The organism is Vibrio sp. 10N.222.51.C5 (assembly GCF_041474575.1).
GTDB classification, from domain to species: domain Bacteria; phylum Pseudomonadota; class Gammaproteobacteria; order Enterobacterales; family Vibrionaceae; genus Vibrio; species Vibrio crassostreae_C.
This window is the reverse complement of record NZ_JBFRUJ010000051.1, coordinates 60,244-81,408: the sequence shown is the minus strand read 5'-3', so window position 1 is coordinate 81,408 and position 21,165 is coordinate 60,244. Positions and strand designations below refer to the sequence as shown.

The window sequence follows — 21,165 nt, the reverse complement described above, 5'->3', positions numbered from 1 at the left end:
TGATAAATCCTTATTGTGTTCGCCAGTTAGCTCCGAGCTTATGCTCAAGCCAAGCAGCAACGGCAGAAAGTGAAAGTGTAAGAGCAAGATAAATGATCGCCACAGAGAACCAAATCTCGAATGGCATCGCGGTTTCAGAAACAATGTTTCTGGCTTCGGTTGTCAGGTCGAAAATAGCCATGACACTCACAATCGAAGAGTTTTTAATTAGAGAGATCACTTCATTGGTCAAAGGTGGCAAGGTGCGTTGCACCACCTGAGGAAGAATCACATCCCAGTAAGTATAGGTCTTTGATAATCCCAAGGATTGAGCTGCTTCAAATTGTCCTCTCGCAATACCATTTAAACCGGCACGGAATATCTCGGCGGTGTAAGCACCTTGGAAAAGTGCCAAGGCTAAAACGGCAGTGCTAAAGCGATCCAGCCCTAATACGGGGCCAAATACAAAATAGAGCAAATAAATTTGTACTAATAACGGCGTATTACGAATCAACTCAACATAGCTGGTGGCTAGGGTACGTCCAACCACAGAATTTGAGTTTCTCAATAGCGCTGTCGTTAAACCAATAATCAGCGTCGCGACCAAAGAAATCAGAGAGATATTGATGGTAACCAGTAGCCCTTCAACTAATTCAGCAGGCCACCATTCGCCATCTTCATAGAAAGCAATATAGTCTGGCACGCGCTCCCATTGCCAGCTGTATCCCATGGTTTGTGCACCAGAATCGAGAATCCAAACAACAGCAGCCACCAGTACAACAATCTGTACCAAAGCGGATAGGGCGGGTTTAATAATTCGAATCAACATCAATAAGTCAGGATCTGATTTAGGAACGCTTGAGTACGTTCATGTTGAGGGTTTTCAAAGAGCGCTTGTGGCGTATTCGATTCCACAATTTGTCCTTCATCCATGAAGATAACACGGTCGGCCACTTGTTTCGCAAAGCCCATTTCATGGGTCACACACACCATGGTGATACCTTCACTCGCCAGTTCAACCATTACATCGAGCACTTCGTTGATCATCTCCGGATCAAGCGCTGAAGTTGGTTCGTCGAACAAGAGTAATTCCGGCTTCATACATAGAGAACGGGCGATAGCCACGCGTTGTTGCTGACCGCCAGAGAGTTGCACTGGGTATTTGTTGGCTTGTTCTGCGATGTGTACACGCTCAAGATAGTGCATTGCAAGCTTCTCGGCTTCGTGTTTACTTTTTTTAAGCGTACGAATTGGGGACAAAGTTAAGTTCTCAAGCACAGTAAGATGGGGGAATAAATGAAAGTGCTGAAACACCATCCCAACTTGGCCTGGGGTGTTGAATTTGCTCGGAAGTGCTTGATCTAACACAGAAAGCTCGCCACTCTCGAAAGGTTCTATCTGATTGATACAACGGATCAAGGTTGATTTACCCGAACCTGACGGCCCGCAAATCACCACTATCTCTCCTTGTTCAATATTTAAATCGATATCCTTTAGGGCATGAAAATCACCATACCACTTGTTAAGTGACTTAAACTTAACCATTTCCTTGAGATTGTTCAAATCGTTGTTCATACCTAGTAAAGAGACAGGTTTACCTTAACAATATAGAAATATGATTGCACATAAAATTAGGGACTTATGAGAATTTAATAGCATCTTGTAGGGCAAATAAAAAGCAGCGCCTGATTTGGGCGCTGCTTGAGGATATACGCAAGGGCAAAGAATTTGGTTCAGTTTCACGGCATAAATTTTTAGATTATGACGATTTTCCTTAGAACCTTGTTTTCCTTGCTCTAATTTTGAACGCTATTGAATCGCAGACTCTAGAATTTCACGAGTCTTCTCTGGCGTGATTGCTTGGTTTTCGCCAAGTTGCAGGTAGCCATGTGATTCAAGTTGAGCGACAACATTGTCGATCGCTGTTTCTTTGTTTGTTTCGTAGCCGTCGAACATAGTTGCAACGTCTAGGCTGTGGTAGAACGCTTCGATTGCCGCGATTGTGCGCTCGGCTAAATCAGCACCCGCTTCTAGGCCAAATACGTTACGACCCATTTGCTCAAGCTTGCCACGCTTCGCTTCGATTTGGTTACGAAGTAGTGAAGGTTGAACAATCGCAAGTGAGCGTGCGTGGTCTACGTGCCATAGTGCTGTGAACTCGTGGCCAATCATGTGTGTTGCCCAATCTTGAGGAACACCCGTACCAATCAGGCCGTTAAGCGCTTGGTTTGCTGTCCACATTAGGTTGGCACGCCATGCGTCGTTGTCACGCTCGTCGTATTGCTTACCCAGTACAAGTAGGTTTTTCAGCAGAGTTTCTGCATAACCGTCTTGAACCATCGCGTCTGTTGGCATTGTGATGTATTGCTCACATACGTGTACCCAAGCATCAACTAAACCATTAACTAGTTGGCGTTCAGGCAGAGACTTCATTACATCTGGGTCCATTACTGCAAACTTAGGCTGCACCGCAGGGTTCATGAATGCCAGTTTTTCTTGAGTTGCTTTACGAGTGATTACTGCACCCATGTTAGATTCAGACCCTGTAGCAGGAAGCGTCAGCACTGCGCCGATTGGCGTCGCTTCTGTTACTTGGTGTTTGCCCGCTAGGATGTCCCAACCGTCACCGTCGTATTTAGCCGCTGCAGCAACATACTTAGAACCATCGATTACCGAACCACCGCCAACAGCGATAATGAATTCTACGTTTTCTTCTTTAACAAGAGCGACGGCTTTATCTAGCGTCTCTTTGGTTGGGTTTGCTTCAACACCAGAAAACTCAATCCAAGCGTGATCTTTAAGAGATGCGACTACTTGGTCGTAAACACCATTGCTTTTGATTGAACCGCCACCGTAGATGACAAGTACTTTCTTTGAAGTATCAACCGCTTGGCTGATAGCGTTGATTTGGCCTTGGCCGAAGTGGATGACTGTAGGGTTAACATAAGTAAATTGCATTAGAGATTCCTTGTGTAAAGCTCAATTTGTTATTTTATCTGATTGCTTAATTTCTATATTTGCATATTAGTACAGTAATCTAGGTCAATGAAGAGCTGTTCCTCCAAATAAATTGCCTATTTCTACAAACTTGATATTCTTCCTCTGCTTTAGCTTACTTACTCTTAGCACTTGGAATGGAAAGTCGCCACTTATGAAAACACTCGCGCAGTTGTTACAGTCTTATGTAGAACACAAAGGTTGGGATGATCTCGAAGGGATCAGAGAAACTGAAATTGGCGGTGTGTGGTTGTATAGAAGCAGTGGCGGTAATCAGCGTCAGCCATTCACTTACCAGTCGGGTATTATCATGCTAGGGCAGGGTAAAAAGAACATCTATATTGGCGACAGACCCGTTACTTACGCGGCTGGTGATTACCTTGTGGTAGGTGTGCCAATGCCGTTAGAGTGCGAAGCCTTGCCTGTTAATGGTGAACCATTGCTTGGCTTGTCGATTAGCATTGATTCTCAACGCTTGCATAGCTTAGTCAAAAAGCTCGAAGATCAAGGCTTCTTAGAGAGCTACTGCAACAAGCACAAACAGAACTCGAGTGGCTTAGAATCGACGCCAATGGAAGAGCAAATGCTAGAGAGCTTTACCCGATTGGTGAAAACGCTGCATTGCGACATTGAGGCCAACATATTGGGCGATGCCATGGTAACGGAGATTGTCTACCGCGCATTAACCGGTTCAGAAGGGCGTGTGCTGTTTGATTTAGCTCATCATGATGGCCATTACGCACGTGTTGCCAAAGCGCTGTCTAAAGTGCATGAAGAGTACGACCAAACCATCACCGTTCAATCGCTTGCTGACGAAGCCAACATGAGCGTGTCTGCCTTCCACAATGCATTCCGTAATGTCACCTTTGAATCACCTCTTCAATACTTGAAAAAGGTTAGACTTAATAAAGCCAAAGAGCTGATTCAACTAGAAGGCCTTCGTATTAGTGATGCTGCACGTCGAGTCGGTTACTCCAGCCCATCTCAATTTAGCCGCGAATTTAAGCGCCACTTCAATACTACTCCAAGAGCGGTTTAGTTCTTCTTTCAACGAAACTATGTGTTGAGAGCTATAATGCCAAAAGCTATGGTGACGATTGCTCATATTTGTTGAATTATATGAGTAAATGTATCTAATCATAGGCATTGTCAGATTGTAGGTATTTGATTCTCGAATATATTATTAACGTACTTATATAAAATAAGCTCTCGAAAATAATTAATTAAATAGCCTAAGAGTTTATGCACAGGTATAGGGGAGAAACTCACTAACTTAGCTATTAACGAAGTTTTAGTGTGAACAACCTATCAAATATTATCTAAAATTCTGGAATTACTCACCGTACTATCAGAGAGAGTATTCAGGATTATTGAATAGACTTAAAATTAAAGATAATTTAGCAGTTGATAAAGCCTAGTACGACGGATAATTAGTCGTTTGATGACTAATTATTCTGTAACTTGCTGATTTATAGTCAACTGAGAGTCTGATGGATATCACGTTTACCCTAAAATAATTCACTTAACATGGCGCTACTTTAATCATTCTTTCAAATACGATTGTTAAATATAAATACGTATACCTATTTTATTAAAAGGATAATACCGATGAGTAGCGATATCATTAAAATTTCAAGAAACACTGAAAACGCACCAATTAATTCTGTATCTACACAAACGGTCGCTTTTTCTCATTATAATAACTTTTCTGCTCAACTTCCGATTGACCCTAAAACGGGTGAAATAGTCATCGGTGATATTAAAGATCAAGCAGCACAATGTTTGAATAATATTAAAGCGATTGTTGAAAGCATCGACCATGTTATGGATGATGTCGTGAAGATTCATGTTTTCGTTAAGAATATTTCTGATATCGATGCTATTGATGAAGTTTACAAAAGCTTCTTCCACAACAGTCTGCCAACACGCACAGTCGTGGGTGTCGCTGCACTGACAAACAGCGATGCGCTGGTTCAAATGGATGCTCTCATTTCTAACGGTGAAGGCACTAAACCACAAGCACCTTGCGCTCTAATTAAGGTATCAAGAAATACGGATAATGCACCTCAAAGTACTGTGTCCACGCAGACTGCTGCCTTTTCTCACTACAACAATCTTTCAGCTCAGTTGCCTATAGATGTAGCCACAGGTGAGTTGGTTGATGGTGGTATCGAAGCGCAAACAGCACAATGTCTATCAAACATTAAAGCTATTTTAGAAAGCATCGGACATGTCATGAATGATGTGGTTAAAACGACTATCTACCTAAAAAATATCGCAGATGCGGAAGTGGTAAATGAAGTATGTGCTAAATTCTTCCCAAGCTACGTTCCTGCTCGTACTGTTGTTAACGCAGCTGAATTACCAATGGGTGCTTTAATTCAAATTGATACATCCATTTCACATGGCGACGGTACACCGCCGCAATTACCAGAAGACACTCGCTTACTGGTTATTGAAACCAATAATACTGTTTCTGCACCATTCATGCCTTATTCGCATACTGTTGCTTTCTCTCACTACAATCATATTTCAGCCCAATTACCTTTAGATCCGAAAACAAATGAAATCGTTGCTGGCGGGGTAAAAGAACAAGCGGAACAATGTTTAAACAATATTAAGGCGATAATTGAAAGCGTTGACCATAGCATGGACGATACGGTGAAAATTAATATTCAACTTAAGGATATTTCAGATATTGATGTGGTAAACGAAGTCTACACCACATTCTTTAATGCTGAGCTGCCTGCAAGAACGGTAGTAGGGGTTTCAGAAATCCCAATGAATGCTTTAGTACAAATTGATGCTGTCGTTTCTAACTGTGAAGGGACACCTCCACAAGACGTTGTTGCATAAATCAATTGAACCCTTCTCGATAATATCGATCAGATCTCGGTTTAGCTTCCAAATAGGGAGCAAACTCAACAGGCCGAGATCTGATCCGTTCACTTCATTACTCAAGTCCATCGAAGTGACACACCTAAGCTTATCCCGTAAACATGGTATTTATAAGGTTGAAGTGTTTTAATATGAAAAACGGACGCTTAACGTAATAAAGAAAACCAGTTTATGCAATTTCGAGCCATTTTACTGCTATGCCTTACCCTAATAGGGTGTTCGTCCAATCAAGAGTTGGTACCCGACCCAACAACCATCACGCTATTTTATGGTGATACATCCATCGCCGCAGGTGTTTTAGAGGATAAAACATTCAATTCAGTCCTTGCCGATAGGGTTGAAAGCGTTACGTTTTCGGGCTCAATATCAAAGAAAGACTCTGGCTATTTTGTCGATATGTTAGTGATTCGAGAAACAAAAGAGCCACGTTCAACACGACAGCTTAACACCTCGCTTCTAATGAAACCGGGAGAGTTAGTAGATGTTGGCGGCGTGAATAACGATGTGTTCAGGGTAATCCTCGAGTAACAAAAATAAAGTGTTTAATTAATCTGATTTTTTGCTTTACCTCAACCTAACTTCAAGTCTTAAGCTTCTCTTACTGATTAAGAAGGAGCTTATTATGCAAAATAACTACATAAAAGAACTCGCCGTTAAAACTTACCAAGAAGACCTTCAAAAAGAGTACGTTAGATCTAAAGCTCAGCCATTCCACGCCCCAAGTTTTATCGGTGGGGTGCTGTTGTCAGTTGTGCTGGTAGGACTGTTTCAATTTATGCAGAATTTCTGATCCATTGCCAACTCTCAACATATCTATTTGCTGCACTTTAATGGCTACGGCACAATCTCTTAGGTTGAATTGTGACGCTAATGTCGAGAGGAAGTGAAGTATGGCAAGTCCAAGAGTATTAAAGTCACAGATTACTGATATTACCTGTGGCGAGAATGTCACTATCATCGAGCCAAGTAACGTTTATGGCTGTGAGCTTAAAGATGATGTGTTCGTTGGCCCCTTTGTTGAGATTCAAAAGAACACCGTGATAGGTGCGAGAAGCAAGATTCAATCTCACACCTTTATCTGTGAGTATGTGACCATTGGAAGTGACTGCTTTGTTGGTCACGGAGTCATGTTTGCCAACGACTTATTCAAAGAGGGCAAGCCAGATCCTAATCCTGAAAGTTGGGGGCGTACCTTGATAGCTGACAACGTCACGATCGGTTCTAACGCTACGGTTCTGTCTGTCAGCATTTGCGAAGGTGCAGTAATCGGCGCGGGCAGTGTGGTAACGAAAGACATCACCGAAAAAGGTATCTACGCAGGTAACCCAGCCAAGAAATTGAGAGGTTTACCGTAACCGTATTAATAAGCCGTGGTTCATGAATCATAAGGTGCGGCTTTTTAGGGAAACATTAGAGTATTTGTCATGGATGTATTTTTACACTTACTTCAACCGAATGACGCGAGTGCGCTTTTGGATTTTGAGGTCGAAAATCGAGAGTGGTTTGAGCAATTTATTCCAGTTAGGGGTGATAGCTTCTATTCAAATGCAGGTGTGACCGAGCAAATCACCAGCTTTCTAACTGAATACGAGAATGGTGAGATGATTCCTATGTTGATCAAAGATGCCAATGGCACTGTCTGTGGAAGAATCAACATCCGCGATATCGACCAGATCGCCCATAGTGGAGAGCTAGGGTATCGAGTAGGTCGTTCCTTCGCTTCAAAAGGCATTGCGTCTAACGCAGTAAAGCAGTTTCTACTCTATTTGGAGGAACAGACCAACCTTAAATATGTTGATGCCTATGCGTTAGTGGGCAATATCGGTTCCAACAAAATCTTATCCAATACCGGTTTTGAATTGGTCGAGTATGTTGAGAGCTACGCGGTGTTTAAAGGAGAACATCAAGATGCTAATTATTATCGTAAGGTTTTAGCTGACTAGGTGACTATCAGTGCCTTATACATTAGAAGCAGGCAGCGTCCTTCTAGCCAGCTTCGAGTCTTTTTATTTAAAGGTTTAAGGTTACTTCTAGGTTTGGCCACTTCTAGATTTACGGTTACTTCTGAGGTTTGTTATGTTCGATTACGCTAATCGCGATAGCCAAAAACAGGATATCTTTCACTAGGAAGAAGTTAGTGACTAAGATGCCATCCGATACTTTCCAAGCGTTTGGCGTTGTAACCAGGAAGCTAAGTGTCACAACAAAGATAGCCGATGCAGCAATGCCTGAGTAGAAAGCTACTGTCGGCTTCTTAAATCCAACGATCAATCCAATCGCGACGATGATCTCCGCGCCACCCACCATGTTAGACACAGCTTGTACTGAGAACAGATTGTAAAGCCAGTTCATTGCAGGATGGTTTGCGATTAAAGGCTCGATAAGCATTGCTTCGGTTGGCGTAAACTTGTAAATACCAATCCAAGCTAACACCAACGCTACGCCAATCACGCCTAGGTTATATCCCACATTACTCTGTTTTAAATCATAGGTTTGAACATGCATAAAAGTACTCATTTTAATAAACTCCCTGAATATGACCGCAATAGCTCAGATTAAATTTCGCATTGAGAATAATAATTAATATATTTATCTAAAAACTTAATAGGTAGCGACTTATTGTCTCGATAGGAACTCAAAGGCTAGTGATGTTGAGAACCAAAGCAATGGGTAGGCGATAGTGCTGTTCAAAAGGTAACGCGAGCTTTCTAATTTTTGTTTTCAATATTCATGATTTGGATTAGATTACGCTGATGTTCACCCTAATTATAAGAAGAGTATAACCAGTGAAAATTCATAGAATTAACCCGACCAAACGTTGGTCTGATGTAACTGTTTTTAACGGTATTGCAAGCTTTGTGGAAGTGGCAGAGACGGATACAACAGCAGGAATTAAGAGTCAGGTTCAGCAAATCTTCGAACAAGCCGAAGAAATGATGAGTTTGGTAGACAGCGACAAATCTCGCGTATTGTCAGTGACTATTTATCTCACGGATTTCGCTAACTTTGATGCACTCAATGAAGTTTGGGAAGCGTGGTTCCCTGAAGGCTGCGCGCCAAGCCGTGCATGCGTGAAAGCAGAACTTGCTAATCCTGAGCTACTGGTTGAGATGTCGTTTATGGTTGCTGCGGGTGAAAAGTTTCAATAAGCCGAACTATCGATTGAAATAAGCTTCGTAGATAGAAGTAACGAACAGATAAAACAAAGCCACTCAGGTGAATCACTTGAGTGGCTTTTTAGTGTTCTACGCTACCCGAAACTAAATCGGGTCAGGTATTAAGCGATACCTTGATCTCTTGCCATCTGCTTCGCGATCTTCGGCGCGTGCCATAGACACGGGAGCAAGATAAACGATACCGGAACCGCTGTGATTACAATGAACGACTGTAGAGCGGAGATGCCGCCTGAACCCATCGAGATAAGTGTGATCGCTACCGCACCCATGATGATACCCCAGAAGGTACGTACCGCTGCGTTTGGCTCTGTCGTACCCGTCATTACCACACTGATTGTGTAAGTCATTGAGTCACCTGTTGTCACGATGAACGTGGTCGTCAGGATCAGGAACAGAATTGCAATCAAAGTCGGGAACGGCAGTTGAGCGGTAATGGCCAGTAGCACAGCAGGAAGGTTGAAGCCTTCGAACGCACTAGAAATCACACCTGGGTTCTCTAATTCAAACGCTAGACCACTACCACCAACGATGCTGAACCAGAAACACGTTACAAGCGGTGCAACGATGCTAATAGAAACGATCATTTGGCGAATAGTACGGCCACGTGAGATACGAGCAATGAAGATCGCCATCATTGGGCCATAACCTAAGAACCAACCCCAGAAGAACACAGTCCAGCCACCTAGCCATGCTGTATCTTGGCGGTATAGCGCCATTGGGATGAAGTTATCAACCATTTCGCCCATACCTTGCAGGTAGCCATCAACGATGAAGCTCGTTGGGCCAACAAGAAGGATGTAGCCGATTAGACACACAGACAAGATGATGTTGTAACGGCTTACCAGTTGGATACCTTTGTTCACGCCGCTCAAAGCAGAAAGCGTGTACATTGCGATAGCAAAGATAATAACAACACTTTGAGTTGCAAAGCTGTCTGAAATGCCAAACAGTTCGCTCAGTGCGTAGCTGATTTGTAGGCCAAGGAAGCCGATAGGGCCGATAGTACCTGCGGCTACAGCCACGATGCTGCATGCGTCGACAACGTTACCAACCCAACTGTTAATCGCTTTGTCGCCAAGTACTGGGTAAAGCAGAGTGCGAGGCTTAAGAGGAAGGCCTTTGTCGTAATGCAAGTGCATTAACACGATGGAAGACAAACCACCTAAGATTGCCCATGCAAGGAAACCCCAGTGCATGAAAGATTGTGATAGAGCATTGAACGCCATCGCTTGAGGATCTGCGTTGCCATACAGTGGCGGAGCTGAAACAAAGTGAGCGATAGGCTCTGCGGCTGCCCAGAACACACCACCGCCGGCTAGCAGCGTACATAGGACGATAGACATCCATTTAAAGGTGGTCATTTCAGGTAGGGCAAGCGTTCCTAAGCGAACGTGGCCGGTGCGACCTAGTGCAAGCACTAAACCGATAATGAAGTTGAGAAGTAGTAGGACTTGCCAGAAAGCACCGAACCACTTAGTTGAATAACTAAAGCCGATGTTTACAAGTTCGGACAACACGGAGGTGTTGGTGAAGGCTAGGATGACAAAGAGGGTTAAAAAACTGCCACTAAGCCAAAAGACTGGGTTTCCGAGTTCCAGTTTTTCACCCAAAGATTGAGCTTTATTGAAATCGATAGAAGTAGATTCTGCGTTGATGTTTTCGTTGGCGACTTGCGTCAAGTTGGACATTATTTCTTCGCTATATTTGGCTCTTTCGAGCCTATGTATTTCTCCCACACTTGCATTGGAAATGTGAGGTTCGTCAAAAAAATCCGCGATACTACCACAATTGTTAAGAAAAAGTGGGCAAATTTAGAAAAGAAATCAGTTCTACGGCGAAATCAATCCCTTTTGGTTAGTTTTAAAACGAAATTTCAGAACGAACAAATAAAGCAGATATGAATAGAGTTTTGTAATTAAGGATACGAATTAGGCGATATTTTTTAGCGTACCGAAATAAATTTAATATTAGTTGTTCGTGCAAAATAAGTGTCGACTCATTGCATGCTATAAACAAATTAATGCGAGTCATTTTATAAATATCGAATATTTTAGGTGTTAAATTGGCACTGTTACCTACAGTTGTTTTGCGAAGAGATTTAAGTGATGAGAAATATGACACTTAAATTAAGCATCTTGAAACAATAACTTAAGGGACAGCTAACATGCACCTAAACCAAGGAAGAGTGGCCAAGAAAGTTTTTACACTCAGTACTCTCACCGCGTCATGCTTAATGGCGTTCAACAGCTACGCGGCTGTGGATTGTTCAACGTTAGAAGCGTGGGATTCCGCCACGGTGTACACCGGTGGTGATCAGGTTTCACATGACGGCAGCGCGTACTCAGCGAATTACTGGAATCAAAATAACAACCCGAGCCAATTTGAGGGTGACTATGCACAATGGAAAAAGATTGATGTGTGTAGTGGTGGCGGAGGTGGCGGTACGCCAAATGAAGTACCAACGGCTTCATTAACGGCACCCTCTGCTTCTGACGTGATTACTGAAGGCGATAATGTTGTATTGAATGCAACAGCACTAGATTCTGATGGCAGTGTGGCTTCGGTTGAGTTCTTTGTTGATGGCGCATCTGTTGCGGTAGTCACAGCGGCACCTTTCGAAGCGACTTGGGCTGCAACGTCGGGTAATCATCAGGTTTCTGTTGTTGCAACGGATAATGAAGGCGCAGCAAGTGTTGCAAGTGCGGTTTCTGTTTCTGTTGATTCAGCACAACCAGGGAATGAAGCACCGACAGTTTCAGTTGCACTTTCAGTGACATCTGTTGATGTTGGTGGTTTAATCACACTGACAGCAACGGCAGCAGATAGCGATGGCACGGTTGATAAGGTTGATTTCTACGTAGCGGGTGCTCTTGTGGGCACTGCTGCAACGAGCCCTTACACGTTAGATTACACAACAACTCAAGCGGGTTCTTTAGCAGTTTACGCGAAAGCAACAGACGACCAAGGTGCGACTGCAGATTCTGCGTTGGCATCTTTGACCGTGAACGGCGCTCCAACAGTGAGCACATGTCGCCCTGATGGCTTATATCAAACTCAAGGTGTCGATGTTCCTTACTGTACAATTTACGATGATGAAGGCCGTGAGAAAATGGGCGCAGACCATCCCCGTCGTGTCATTGGTTACTTCACAAGTTGGCGTGCAGGGGATGACCCACAAGCTGCTTACCTAGTAAATGATATTCCTTGGGAACAACTCACACACATTAACTACGCTTTCGTGAGCATCGGTTCAGATGGCAAAGTAAACGTCGGTGATGTAAACGATCCAAATAACGCAGCGGTTGGTAAAGAGTGGCCGGGTGTGGAAGTTGATCCGGCATTAGGCTTCAAAGGTCACTTCGGTGCATTAGCGACAGCGAAGAAAAAACACGGCGTGAAAACGTTAATCTCAATCGGTGGTTGGGCTGAAACAGGTGGTCACTTCGCGACTGATGGCAGCCGCGTGGCTGATGGTGGTTTCTACACCATGACGACCAATGCTGATGGTTCTATCAACCATCAAGGTATCGAAACATTCGCGACTTCAGCGGTCGAAATGCTGCGTAAGTACCAGTTCGATGGTCTAGATATCGATTACGAATACCCAACTTCTATGGCTGGCGCAGGTAACCCATACGACAAAGACTTCATGGAGCCGCGTCGTCAATACCTGTGGGCGTCGTACCAAGTGTTGATGAAAGTGCTACGTGAGAAGCTCGATGCGGCGTCTGCGCAAGATGGCAATCACTACATGTTAACGATCGCAGCGCCTTCTTCTGGTTACCTATTACGCGGTATGGAAACATTCGATGTAACCAAGTACCTCGATTACGTAAACATCATGTCTTACGACCTTCACGGTGCGTGGAACGATCACGTAGGTCATAACGCAGCCTTGTTTGATACGGGTAAAGATTCAGAGCTAGCGCAGTGGAACGTATACGACACGGCGGCTTACGGTGGTATTGGTTATCTGAACACGGATTGGGCTTACCATTACTTCCGTGGTTCTATGCCAGCAGGCCGTATTAACATCGGTGTGCCTTACTACACTCGTGGTTGGCAAGGCGTAACGGGTGGTGAGAATGGTCTTTGGGGCCGAGCAGCACTGCCAAACCAATCTGAATGTTCAGCGGGTACGGGTGAAGGCGAGAAAAACAACTGTGGCCATGGCGCTATTGGTATCGACAACATGTGGCACGATACCGATCCAAAAGGTAACGAAATGGGCGCGGGTTCTAACCCTATGTGGCACGCGAAGAACCTAGAGAAGGGTATTTGGGGCTCTTACGCTGAAGCTTACAAGCTTGATCCTGTGAATGATCCTTCAGATGTTCTAACGGGCACTTACACGAGAAACTACGACAGTGTGGCGGTTGCCCCTTGGTTGTGGAACGCAGAGAAGGGCGTATTCCTTTCAACAGAAGATAAACAGTCTATCGACGTGAAAGCGGACTACGTTATCGACAAAGAGATCGGCGGCATTATGTTCTGGGAACTAGCAGGGGATTATAACTGTTATGTTCTCGATGCGAATGGCAACCGAAGCTCTATCGATACGACTGAGCAAGCGTGTAACAGCGGTAACGGTGAGTTCCACATGGGTAACACCATGACGAAAGCTATCTACGATAAGTTTAAGTCTGCAACACCATATGGAAACAAAGTAGCGACGGGTGCTATCCCGACAGAAGCGTTAGATATTACGGTGTCAGTTGGTGGCTTCAAAGTCGGTGACCAAAACTATCCAATCAATCCTAAGATCACGTTTACAAACAACACCGGTCAAGCACTTCCGGGTGGTACCGAGTTCCAGTTTGATATCCCAGTGTCAGCACCTGATAATGCGAAAGATCAATCGGGTGGTGGTTTAACTGTGATTGCTTCGGGTCATACTCGTGCGGATAACATTGGTGGGTTAGATGGCACCATGCACCGAGTGGCGTTTACGTTGCCTACATGGGAAGAGCTTCCAGCTGGTGGTGTGTATGAGCTAGATATGGTGTATTACTTGCCAATCTCGGGCCCTGCTAACTATGCAGTAAGCGTGAATGGTGTCGATTATGCCTTTAGCTTCGAGCAGCCAGATCTACCATTAGGTGATATCAGTTCAGGTGGCGGTAACCCTGGCGATGGTGGCACCAATCCAGGTACATGTGATACGGCAGGTTTAGCGGTTTACCCAGACTTACCTCAGAAAGATTGGGCAGGTAATCCAAGCCATGCAAACACAGGTGACCAAGTGGTTCACAACGGCAGTATTTACCAAGCAAACTGGTGGACAAGTTCTGAACCGGGCAGTGATGGTAGCTGGACTCAGGTTTGTTCTTAATCTAACGCTAGATTATGTATTCATAGATAACGAATGAGAATGATTTTAAGTTTATTTATCAATACCTTAGTTTGATTTAAATACATGACTGAAGCGTAAAATTAAAACGCCGAACTGAATCCAGTTCGGCGTTTTTGCTATAAGTCACAGATTGCGTATAGAAACCTCTCAGAATATCGACACTCGTTCAGTAAAAAAGATAAGTATGATATAAAACACTCTGCCTATAACAAAAAATAGCGTTACCTAAAATTAGAAAGCTATGGGGTAATCTTGAAAGTCAGACGTAAATACATTCTTAGTTTCTCAATTGTGCTGGCCGTAGTTTCTCTGATCCTCTCTGCTGTTCAATTCAACCGGACGAAAGAATCATTATTAGATTCCAACCAATTCTTCTTTCGTACTATTGTGAACGCGAGTTACGACATCGTAGACACCACAGTCAACGAAGCGATCAAAACCTATCTAAAAGGTGTGACTGATACCGTCGCCTCTCACGCACTGCGTGTCTCTCCAGAACAAGAAGTTGAAGAAGTCATTCGAATTGCCAACGAATTGGTGATTGGAGAGTCTGGTTATATCTACCTGATGTCACCACAAGGTATTCATCTATATCACCCGTTTTTACAAGGGAAAAATCGCGCGCATTTAACCCATATTCAACAACAACTGAGCTTACAGTCTGGAATGACCCAATACTCGCACGCCAATCCACATGAAGTTGGCAAGCGTGCGAAGGTCGCATATTCAGTGAGGCTACCGAGTGGCAATACATTGGTGGCGACCACCTATAAAGATGAACTGATGTACCTGGTTGATCTCGAAGCACTTAAAGACAAATTGAGAAAGTACTCGTATGGCGATAGTGGCTATGTATATATCGTTGATTTACAAGGCACGTTAGTCCTTCAACCTAACTTTGAACACGAGCACTTAAAAACCTTGATTGATGACTCTTCAGAGTTGCTTATCGATAAAGTCGTCGATGAACCTGAAGGTCACTTTAGTTACTCTATCTCTACGGCAGATGGCACGACGAGTAAAAACATCTTCTACAAGTTTTATCCGTATCTTAATTGGGTTATTTCTGCTGGTGTCTTAGAACAAGAGCTCAACAAGAACCACAGCTTATTGTTGGCAAGTTTGATGACGTTGGTTGTTAGTCTACTGAGTATCATTGTTGTTCTGGTGCTTTACCTGCGGCATCGTCATCTCAAAATATTGGATGTTGCGAGCCTCGATTACCTCACAGGCCTTCCTAGCCGACGGAGTTTTATCGAGCAGCTAAAACTGAAAATTACTCAAAGGTCGCCTTATCCGCTAACAAATGTCGGTGTCATTTTGCTGGATATTGACCATTTCAAGCGGGTGAACGATCAATATGGTCATGCTCAAGGCGATAGGGTTATCTGTGAGGTCGCAAAATCACTGAAGAGATTTGTTAACCGTCGTCGTTTGATTGCACGCTATGGCGGTGAAGAGTTTATTTTGGTGACGTTTGATTGTGATGAACATGAGTTATTCGAATTATCAGAGGCGTTACGGTTATGTGTTGAGCAACTTCAAGGCTTAGTGTCGCCAGTAACAATCAGCGCTGGTTGTTGCCATGCTCAAGCACTGACTGACATTGAAACCGCTATCGATAAAGCCGACAAAGCGCTTTATCAAGCAAAAGAGAGTGGGCGTAACAACACTCAAGCGTATCGAGAGAACGAATATCACATTGCTTACATGTGATCGGTTGAAAGCCTCATTGAATTGAAAAGTTTTGTTCACACAAATCGAGCTCTTCAGAACGACAAACACAAAAAAGCCCAAATAGATCGCTCTATTTGGGCTTTTTCAGAATTATTTGAAAGGCTAATCGTTAATTTAAGCTTTCGCTGCTTTCATCGCTTCCGTTTTTTTTTCCTTTTGCATTTTTGCAAGGAAGTAGATGTTTACACAAGCGATAAAGCCGTTGGTGGCTGCAACTGGCCATGCGTCAATCATGATGCCGTATGCTGTGAAGAGTGCACAGCCAATAAAGTTAAGGACACGCAGACGAACGATATCTTTCATTGTTAATGAAATTGCGACCATAATAGACGCAGCGTAACCTAAAATTTCAACCATATTGAATTCCATTGTTTGACCCTCTTAAATTTGCCGATACTTTGTCGGTACCAATTCTTCTCTTCATGAGATGATTGAGGAAGCTCCGTGCCTCGAATGGTCTGGTTTTGTTTAACGGGGAGAACTATACCAACTCTGTTTTTGTGATTAAACCCCCAAAACAGACAGAGGTGAAGGTTAGCGATTACGCAAACGTTTAATGACCTTTCTATTAACATAATTACTATTTATGTTGGAGGTTGAATTGATAGTTATTCTTATATAGGTAAGGAAGCCTCGAATGATAAAACGATCCATTTGTGCAACAAAAAGCATAAAAAAAGCAGCACTATTGGCTTTGATGGCTATTGGGCTGACCGCATGCTCTACGCAAGAAATACCACCCACACACAATTATGGTGTGGTCACTAGCGGTGACTTTGGTTTCATGAAACACGGCGTGATGACGTACTCCTGGCACCCTGAGTCAGAAAAGGTTTACCTTTCTCAAAAATACGATGAAACCGTGGTAACCGATTTAGTGCGTGATTCGATTCAAGAACAGCTCTCAAGTAAAGGTTATCAGTTAAAGCAGGATGGTGTCGGTGATGTTGTTGTAGGCTTTGGATTAGCGGAAGAATCGGAACTGAACGATGAGTCTATCTTCGATGCGATTAAGCTATCTACTGGTGTGCCATTTTACGATGGTGAAGGTAAAGTCGCGGAGAAAGGGTCGTTGTACATTGCGTTTTTCGTACCTAACTCAGAGGTCGTACAATGGCAAGCATTAGCACAGTCTGGCATCCAACCTGATTTAGAGCCAAGCGAGAGCAAACAGCGTATTACTGGCTTTGTTGAAATGTTATTTAGACGCATGCCTGAGCGATAGCATTAGGCGTTGAATGCATTCGTGGAGTAAATATTAGTTGTGGAAAATATGGTCAGATCGCAGATTATACTTTTTTATTTGTAACGAATGGTACAAATACGTAAAGCAACGTAAAGTTCGCGCTTCTTTTGCTAGCATTTGTCTATACTGCTCAAAACGTTAACTTAGGTTTGATTCAATGAAACTGTTTTCCAAATACTCTCTCCCTCTATTAAGTATATTCATTGTAAGTAACGCCGCGATGGTAAGTAATGCAGCTATCGCAGCACCTTCTATAGTACCAAGCCCACCTAGCCTAGGCGCAAAAGGGTATGTGTTAATTGATTTTAATTCTGGTGATGTGCTGGTAGAAAAAAACGCACATACGAAGTTAAACCCAGCAAGCTTGACCAAACTGATGACCAGCTATGTGGCAGGTCAAGAGATGAAGCGAGGCAACATCTCTGCTGATGATCAGGTACGAATCAGTGAGAACGCGTGGGCGAAGAACTTCCCAGACTCTTCAAAAATGTTCATCGAAGTAAACACCGATGTAGCAATGATGGATCTTTATCGTGGCTTGATTATTCAATCCGGTAATGATGCTAGCGTTGCGATTGCAGAGCATGTTGCAGGCTCACAAGATGCATTCGTTGACCTGATGAACTCTTGGGCTACCTCTCTGAAGCTAGAAAACACCCATTTTGCCAATGCACATGGTTTGGATGCAGACGACCTCTATTCGACTCCTTACGATATCGCGTTACTCGGTCGTGCCATTATTCGTGATTTACCGGATGTGTATGGCTTATACAGCGAACGCTCTTTCAGTTACAACGGCATCACTCAACATAACCGTAATGGCTTGTTGCGTGATAGAAGCTTAACCGTTGATGGCATGAAAACGGGCTACACCTCTGGTGCTGGCTACAGTTTGGCGAGTTCAGCGACACAAGGTGAGATGAGACTTATCGCGGTTGTGATGGGCGCATCAAGCGTTAAGAGCCGTGAATCAGACAGCAAACAGCTGTTGAGCTACGGTTTCCGTTTCTTCGATACACTAAACCCGCATAAAGGCGGCGATCAAGTGGCTGAAGAGAAGGTATGGTTTGGTGAGCAAGACACATTGAAATTAGGTGTGGCAGAAGACACGTTCATTACGTTGCCTAAGTCAGACAGTAAAAAGCTGACTGCATCTATCGAGCTTAACTCTGAACTGAAAGCGCCAATTGCAGAAGGTCAAACTCTAGGTGTGGTTCATTACACCGTTAATGGCGAAGATGTTCAAACTCAGCCTTTGATCGCGCTTGAAGCGGTTGAACAGGGCGGTTTGTTCAAACGTTTAATAGACTACGTTAAGCTGTTCTTCGCGAGCCTGTTCTAAATAGAGCCTGTGGCGATAAGCCGCGCTGAAAAGTCGAAATATTATGGGTGTTGTGAGTGAATCACAGCGCCCTTTGTTATTTCTACATCAATGAAAACGCCGCGCCGCACTATCTTTATTAGCCGTAGCGGGCGGTTTCGATTACTATACGCAAAATTTAGCAGTGTAGTCACTTATGACGATAGATATAAAGAACGTAACCGAACCCGAAGTAACCTGTGCAAATTGTCAGGCATGCTGTTGTCGTTTAGAGGTTATGATCATCACAGATACGGGCGTACCTGAAGAGCACATCGCTTATGATGAATGGGGCGGTGAAACCATGAAGCGCTTAGACGACGGCTGGTGTTCTGCGGTAGATAGAGAAACACTGATGTGTACTATCTACGAAAACCGACCATGGATCTGTCGCGAGTTCGAAATGGGCTCTTTCGAATGTGTTGACCAGCGCAAAGATGTGATGGGCTAGGCGTCTGCAGTATTGAACTCAGTAACTAAAGTACGCTAATGAACTGTGATAATCACATTAAAATTAAATATCAGGGTTCTATACCTTAAGCAGTTGTAGAACCTTGATGCGTTTTATGAGATCAAATATTGAGTGAGATAAGAGTCTTAGCTCGATAAGTTAGAGTTTAGAACTCGGAAGGCACTTCAAACTCCATCCATTCACCGGTTGTCGGGTGAATCAACTTTAAGTAGCCAGCGTGCAGGTGTAAGCGCTCGCGTTTGTATCCGTATAAGTCGTCACCACGAATAGGTACACCAAGCCCTAATGGATGAGCACAGTGCACTCGCAGCTGGTGGGTTCGCCCTGTTTTAGGGTACAAGTGAACCTTGGTTTTGCCATTGTGAGTGCTAACCACTTGCCAATGGGTCTCTGCATTTCGGCCGTGTTGGTGACAAACCAGTTGTCTTGGTCTGTCCGTGATGTCGCCGCGCAAAGGAAGGCTGATATTGCCAGATTCGCCCGTTATCTCGCCATCTAACAAAGCGGTGTAGCGTTTCTCTACGGTTCTATTAATGAACTGCTTCTGAATATGCTTGTTTGATTCCGCCGTGAGCGCCAAGATCAACAAACCTGACGTCGACATATCTAACCTATGGATAATCAAAGGACCAGTCGCATCCGGGTAACGCGCTTTTATGCGGGTATAAACTGAATCTTCGATGAACTTACCGGGAACCGACAAGGACTCTTCTGGCTTATTGACGACTACGATTTCATCGTCTTCATAAACAATATTAAAAGACTTACCAACCGCAGGGTTCACGATAAGCGGGTTATCTTCTAGCTCTATGCCACTTAACTGGTGTTCGAGGATCTCAAAGCTTTTACTCTGACAAACAGGGTAGAGGTTTGCGTGTTGTCGAATGATGTCTGTAGGCGGTAATCCCCACCAAAATTCAGACAAAGCTAACGGTTTGAACCCGTGTTCAAAGGCGAAGTTAAGCAGCTTTGGTAGGCAGCAGTCACCAGAGCCTTCAAGCGCGTCTTTACCATCGAGCAACTCGAGTAAATTCTTAGATTGCTTGGCTTGATTGATAAAGCGATAGTGAGAGAGGCGTTGAGTTTCCAACTGTTGTGAAACTGCTTGGTGATCTTGCTTACGGTTTTTCAGTTCGCTTTCAATCAAATCAATTTGTGATTGGCGCTCTGCGATCTTCTGTTTCCACTCAATACGAAGTGCTTTTAGGTCACGTTTCTCTTGGCTACTTTGATTGCCCAGTTGTTTGAGCAAATTCGCCGCTGACTCTAGATTCCCTAATGCTTTTTCTTGATTGGCTTGTTCTCTGAGTTCGTTACGCTGAGCTTTGTTTGCGGCCATTGCTAACTGAAAGGCTTCGATAGCTTTTGCTGATTCGATTTTTGACCCTTCAAGCTCGGCCAATAATGTGTCTAGATTGTGCGACTGTTGCAGCTTTTCAATGTCGTCCGAGAGCTGCAATTGTCGAGCAAGGTTCGCACTGTTTTGAGATTGAAACTGTTTTGAATCGAAGGCTGGTGGAACAAAGTGAATGTTGTTTAACTGAGAGACCAAAGCCGGATCTAACTGCAAGCCTGAAAACGCAGAAAGGTAACCTAACCCTTGTGTGGTTGGATTCTGAACAAGAAGCACAGCGTAGAGATTACCTTGCGAGGTTTCATTCACACCACAGTCGACAAGTGATTGCTGAAGCTGCAGCATAGCGAATTCACACACAGGGTGCGGGGTATAGTAATACGGAAACGTAAAACGAGTCGGTAGCGCTAAATCGACATTCGTGTTTGCTAGGTGCAGAGGTGTGTATTGAGCGACGTTTGTTGGCATTAAGATCAAACTCTATGGCTGTTCAGTTAGAGTTCGGTATTGTTGTCGAAATGAAGACAAATGAGAAGCCAAAGCAGAAGATAAATCGGCTTTGGCTTCATTTAGTTTCTTGTGTTTACTCTAGC

The 21,165-nt window shown here is 43.8% G+C and carries 19 protein-coding genes; 12 read left to right on the top strand and 7 right to left on the bottom strand.

Features of this window, described 5'->3' with window-relative positions; genetic code table 11:
• Positions 1-10 precede the first annotated feature (10 nt).
• The 3 genes from AB4558_RS16585 to AB4558_RS16575 form a co-directional block, all read right to left on the bottom strand.
• Positions 11-808 carry an amino acid ABC transporter permease gene (locus AB4558_RS16585; protein ID WP_009845515.1) on the bottom strand — a complete coding sequence of 266 codons (798 nt, stop codon included), beginning with the start codon at positions 806-808 and terminating at the stop codon, positions 11-13.
• Positions 808-1,554, bottom strand: coding sequence for an amino acid ABC transporter ATP-binding protein (locus AB4558_RS16580; protein ID WP_372074775.1), 747 nt, complete (start codon positions 1,552-1,554; stop codon positions 808-810). The genes AB4558_RS16585 and AB4558_RS16580 overlap by 1 nt, the downstream gene beginning before the upstream one ends.
• 234 nt (positions 1,555-1,788) lie before the next feature.
• The gene (locus tag AB4558_RS16575) at positions 1,789-2,937 is read right to left on the bottom strand and encodes an iron-containing alcohol dehydrogenase (RefSeq protein WP_102478478.1); all 1,149 of its coding nucleotides are present in this window, start codon (positions 2,935-2,937) and stop codon (positions 1,789-1,791) included.
• Positions 2,938-3,130: 193 nt separating this feature from the next.
• Between AB4558_RS16575 and AB4558_RS16570 the strand changes: the two genes are divergently transcribed.
• The 6 genes from AB4558_RS16570 to AB4558_RS16545 all read left to right on the top strand — a co-directional run bounded on the left by AB4558_RS16570 (position 3,131) and on the right by AB4558_RS16545 (position 7,817).
• Positions 3,131-4,015, top strand: coding sequence for an AraC family transcriptional regulator (locus AB4558_RS16570; RefSeq protein WP_017081508.1), 885 nt, complete (start codon positions 3,131-3,133; stop codon positions 4,013-4,015).
• 569 nt (positions 4,016-4,584) lie between these two features.
• Complete coding sequence (locus AB4558_RS16565) at positions 4,585-5,832, top strand: RidA family protein (protein WP_065583922.1); 1,248 nt, start codon at positions 4,585-4,587, stop codon at positions 5,830-5,832.
• 213 nt (positions 5,833-6,045) lie between these two features.
• Positions 6,046-6,402, top strand: coding sequence for a hypothetical protein (locus AB4558_RS16560; protein WP_017062659.1), 357 nt, complete (start codon positions 6,046-6,048; stop codon positions 6,400-6,402).
• 94 nt (positions 6,403-6,496) lie between these two features.
• Positions 6,497-6,664 (top strand): hypothetical protein, encoded by a 168-nt coding sequence (locus AB4558_RS16555; protein ID WP_372074778.1) that lies wholly within the window; start codon positions 6,497-6,499, stop codon positions 6,662-6,664.
• Positions 6,665-6,764: 100 nt separating this feature from the next.
• Positions 6,765-7,229 (top strand): acyltransferase, encoded by a 465-nt coding sequence (locus AB4558_RS16550; protein ID WP_017062657.1) that lies wholly within the window; start codon positions 6,765-6,767, stop codon positions 7,227-7,229.
• A 69-nt stretch (positions 7,230-7,298) separates the two neighbouring features.
• Positions 7,299-7,817: a GNAT family N-acetyltransferase gene (locus tag AB4558_RS16545; protein ID WP_171733053.1), complete on the top strand. Its 519-nt coding sequence runs from the start codon at positions 7,299-7,301 to the stop codon at positions 7,815-7,817.
• A 115-nt stretch (positions 7,818-7,932) separates the two neighbouring features.
• On the opposite strand, the gene AB4558_RS16540 is transcribed toward AB4558_RS16545, so the two are convergent.
• Positions 7,933-8,379: a DUF417 family protein gene (locus AB4558_RS16540; RefSeq protein ID WP_017062655.1), complete on the bottom strand. Its 447-nt coding sequence runs from the start codon at positions 8,377-8,379 to the stop codon at positions 7,933-7,935.
• Between the two features lie 281 nt (positions 8,380-8,660).
• Between AB4558_RS16540 and AB4558_RS16535 the strand changes: the two genes are divergently transcribed.
• Positions 8,661-9,023, top strand: coding sequence for a RidA family protein (locus AB4558_RS16535; protein ID WP_017062654.1), 363 nt, complete (start codon positions 8,661-8,663; stop codon positions 9,021-9,023).
• 128 nt (positions 9,024-9,151) lie between these two features.
• Here the strand turns inward: AB4558_RS16535 and AB4558_RS16530 are convergent, their stop codons facing one another.
• Positions 9,152-10,738 (bottom strand): BCCT family transporter, encoded by a 1,587-nt coding sequence (locus AB4558_RS16530; RefSeq protein WP_017062653.1) that lies wholly within the window; start codon positions 10,736-10,738, stop codon positions 9,152-9,154.
• 476 nt (positions 10,739-11,214) lie between these two features.
• Between AB4558_RS16530 and AB4558_RS16525 the strand changes: the two genes are divergently transcribed.
• Positions 11,215-14,382, top strand: a complete 3,168-nt coding sequence (locus AB4558_RS16525) for a chitinase C-terminal domain-containing protein (RefSeq protein ID WP_372074780.1) — start codon at positions 11,215-11,217, stop codon at positions 14,380-14,382.
• 273 nt (positions 14,383-14,655) lie between these two features.
• Entirely contained in the window at positions 14,656-16,119 is a 1,464-nt protein-coding gene (locus AB4558_RS16520; RefSeq protein WP_372074782.1) for a diguanylate cyclase domain-containing protein, read from the top strand.
• Between the two features lie 135 nt (positions 16,120-16,254).
• Here the strand turns inward: AB4558_RS16520 and AB4558_RS16515 are convergent, their stop codons facing one another.
• Positions 16,255-16,509 carry a YgjV family protein gene (locus AB4558_RS16515; protein WP_017068159.1) on the bottom strand — a complete coding sequence of 85 codons (255 nt, stop codon included), beginning with the start codon at positions 16,507-16,509 and terminating at the stop codon, positions 16,255-16,257.
• Between the two features lie 268 nt (positions 16,510-16,777).
• On the opposite strand from AB4558_RS16515, the gene AB4558_RS16510 reads away from it, so the two are divergent.
• The 3 genes from AB4558_RS16510 (at position 16,778) to AB4558_RS16500 (ending at position 19,197) form a co-directional block, all read left to right on the top strand.
• Entirely contained in the window at positions 16,778-17,365 is a 588-nt protein-coding gene (locus AB4558_RS16510) for a DUF4136 domain-containing protein (RefSeq protein ID WP_017064475.1), read from the top strand.
• A gap of 178 nt (positions 17,366-17,543) precedes the next feature.
• Positions 17,544-18,728 carry a serine hydrolase gene (locus tag AB4558_RS16505; RefSeq protein ID WP_372074784.1) on the top strand — a complete coding sequence of 395 codons (1,185 nt, stop codon included), beginning with the start codon at positions 17,544-17,546 and terminating at the stop codon, positions 18,726-18,728.
• Positions 18,729-18,903: 175 nt separating this feature from the next.
• Positions 18,904-19,197, top strand: a complete 294-nt coding sequence (locus tag AB4558_RS16500; protein ID WP_080582263.1) for a YkgJ family cysteine cluster protein — start codon at positions 18,904-18,906, stop codon at positions 19,195-19,197.
• A 166-nt stretch (positions 19,198-19,363) separates the two neighbouring features.
• Here the strand turns inward: AB4558_RS16500 and AB4558_RS16495 are convergent, their stop codons facing one another.
• On the bottom strand, positions 19,364-21,040 hold the full coding sequence (locus AB4558_RS16495) for a pseudouridine synthase (protein WP_372158933.1): 1,677 nt from the start codon (positions 21,038-21,040) through the stop codon (positions 19,364-19,366).
• Positions 21,041-21,165 lie beyond the last annotated feature (125 nt).

Bases quoted from the DNA above. Each gene is read 5' to 3' on its own strand.
- AB4558_RS16580 (WP_372074775.1), bottom strand. From the start codon at position 1,554: ATGAACAACGATTTGAACAATCTCAAGGAAATGGTTAAGTTTAAGTCA.
- AB4558_RS16495 (WP_372158933.1), bottom strand. From the start codon at position 21,040: ATGCCAACAAACGTCGCTCAATACACACCTCTGCACCTAGCAAACACG.
- AB4558_RS16540 (WP_017062655.1), bottom strand. From the start codon at position 8,379: ATGCATGTTCAAACCTATGATTTAAAACAGAGTAATGTGGGATATAAC.
- AB4558_RS16585 (WP_009845515.1), bottom strand. From the start codon at position 808: ATGTTGATTCGAATTATTAAACCCGCCCTATCCGCTTTGGTACAGATT.
- AB4558_RS16500 (WP_080582263.1), top strand. From the start codon at position 18,904: ATGACGATAGATATAAAGAACGTAACCGAACCCGAAGTAACCTGTGCA.
- AB4558_RS16510 (WP_017064475.1), top strand. From the start codon at position 16,778: ATGATAAAACGATCCATTTGTGCAACAAAAAGCATAAAAAAAGCAGCA.
- AB4558_RS16505 (WP_372074784.1), top strand. From the start codon at position 17,544: ATGAAACTGTTTTCCAAATACTCTCTCCCTCTATTAAGTATATTCATT.
- AB4558_RS16545 (WP_171733053.1), top strand. From the start codon at position 7,299: ATGGATGTATTTTTACACTTACTTCAACCGAATGACGCGAGTGCGCTT.
- AB4558_RS16555 (WP_372074778.1), top strand. From the start codon at position 6,497: ATGCAAAATAACTACATAAAAGAACTCGCCGTTAAAACTTACCAAGAA.
- AB4558_RS16570 (WP_017081508.1), top strand. From the start codon at position 3,131: ATGAAAACACTCGCGCAGTTGTTACAGTCTTATGTAGAACACAAAGGT.
- AB4558_RS16560 (WP_017062659.1), top strand. From the start codon at position 6,046: ATGCAATTTCGAGCCATTTTACTGCTATGCCTTACCCTAATAGGGTGT.
- AB4558_RS16530 (WP_017062653.1), bottom strand. From the start codon at position 10,738: ATGTCCAACTTGACGCAAGTCGCCAACGAAAACATCAACGCAGAATCT.
- AB4558_RS16565 (WP_065583922.1), top strand. From the start codon at position 4,585: ATGAGTAGCGATATCATTAAAATTTCAAGAAACACTGAAAACGCACCA.
- AB4558_RS16515 (WP_017068159.1), bottom strand. From the start codon at position 16,509: ATGGAATTCAATATGGTTGAAATTTTAGGTTACGCTGCGTCTATTATG.
- AB4558_RS16550 (WP_017062657.1), top strand. From the start codon at position 6,765: ATGGCAAGTCCAAGAGTATTAAAGTCACAGATTACTGATATTACCTGT.
- AB4558_RS16525 (WP_372074780.1), top strand. From the start codon at position 11,215: ATGCACCTAAACCAAGGAAGAGTGGCCAAGAAAGTTTTTACACTCAGT.
- AB4558_RS16575 (WP_102478478.1), bottom strand. From the start codon at position 2,937: ATGCAATTTACTTATGTTAACCCTACAGTCATCCACTTCGGCCAAGGC.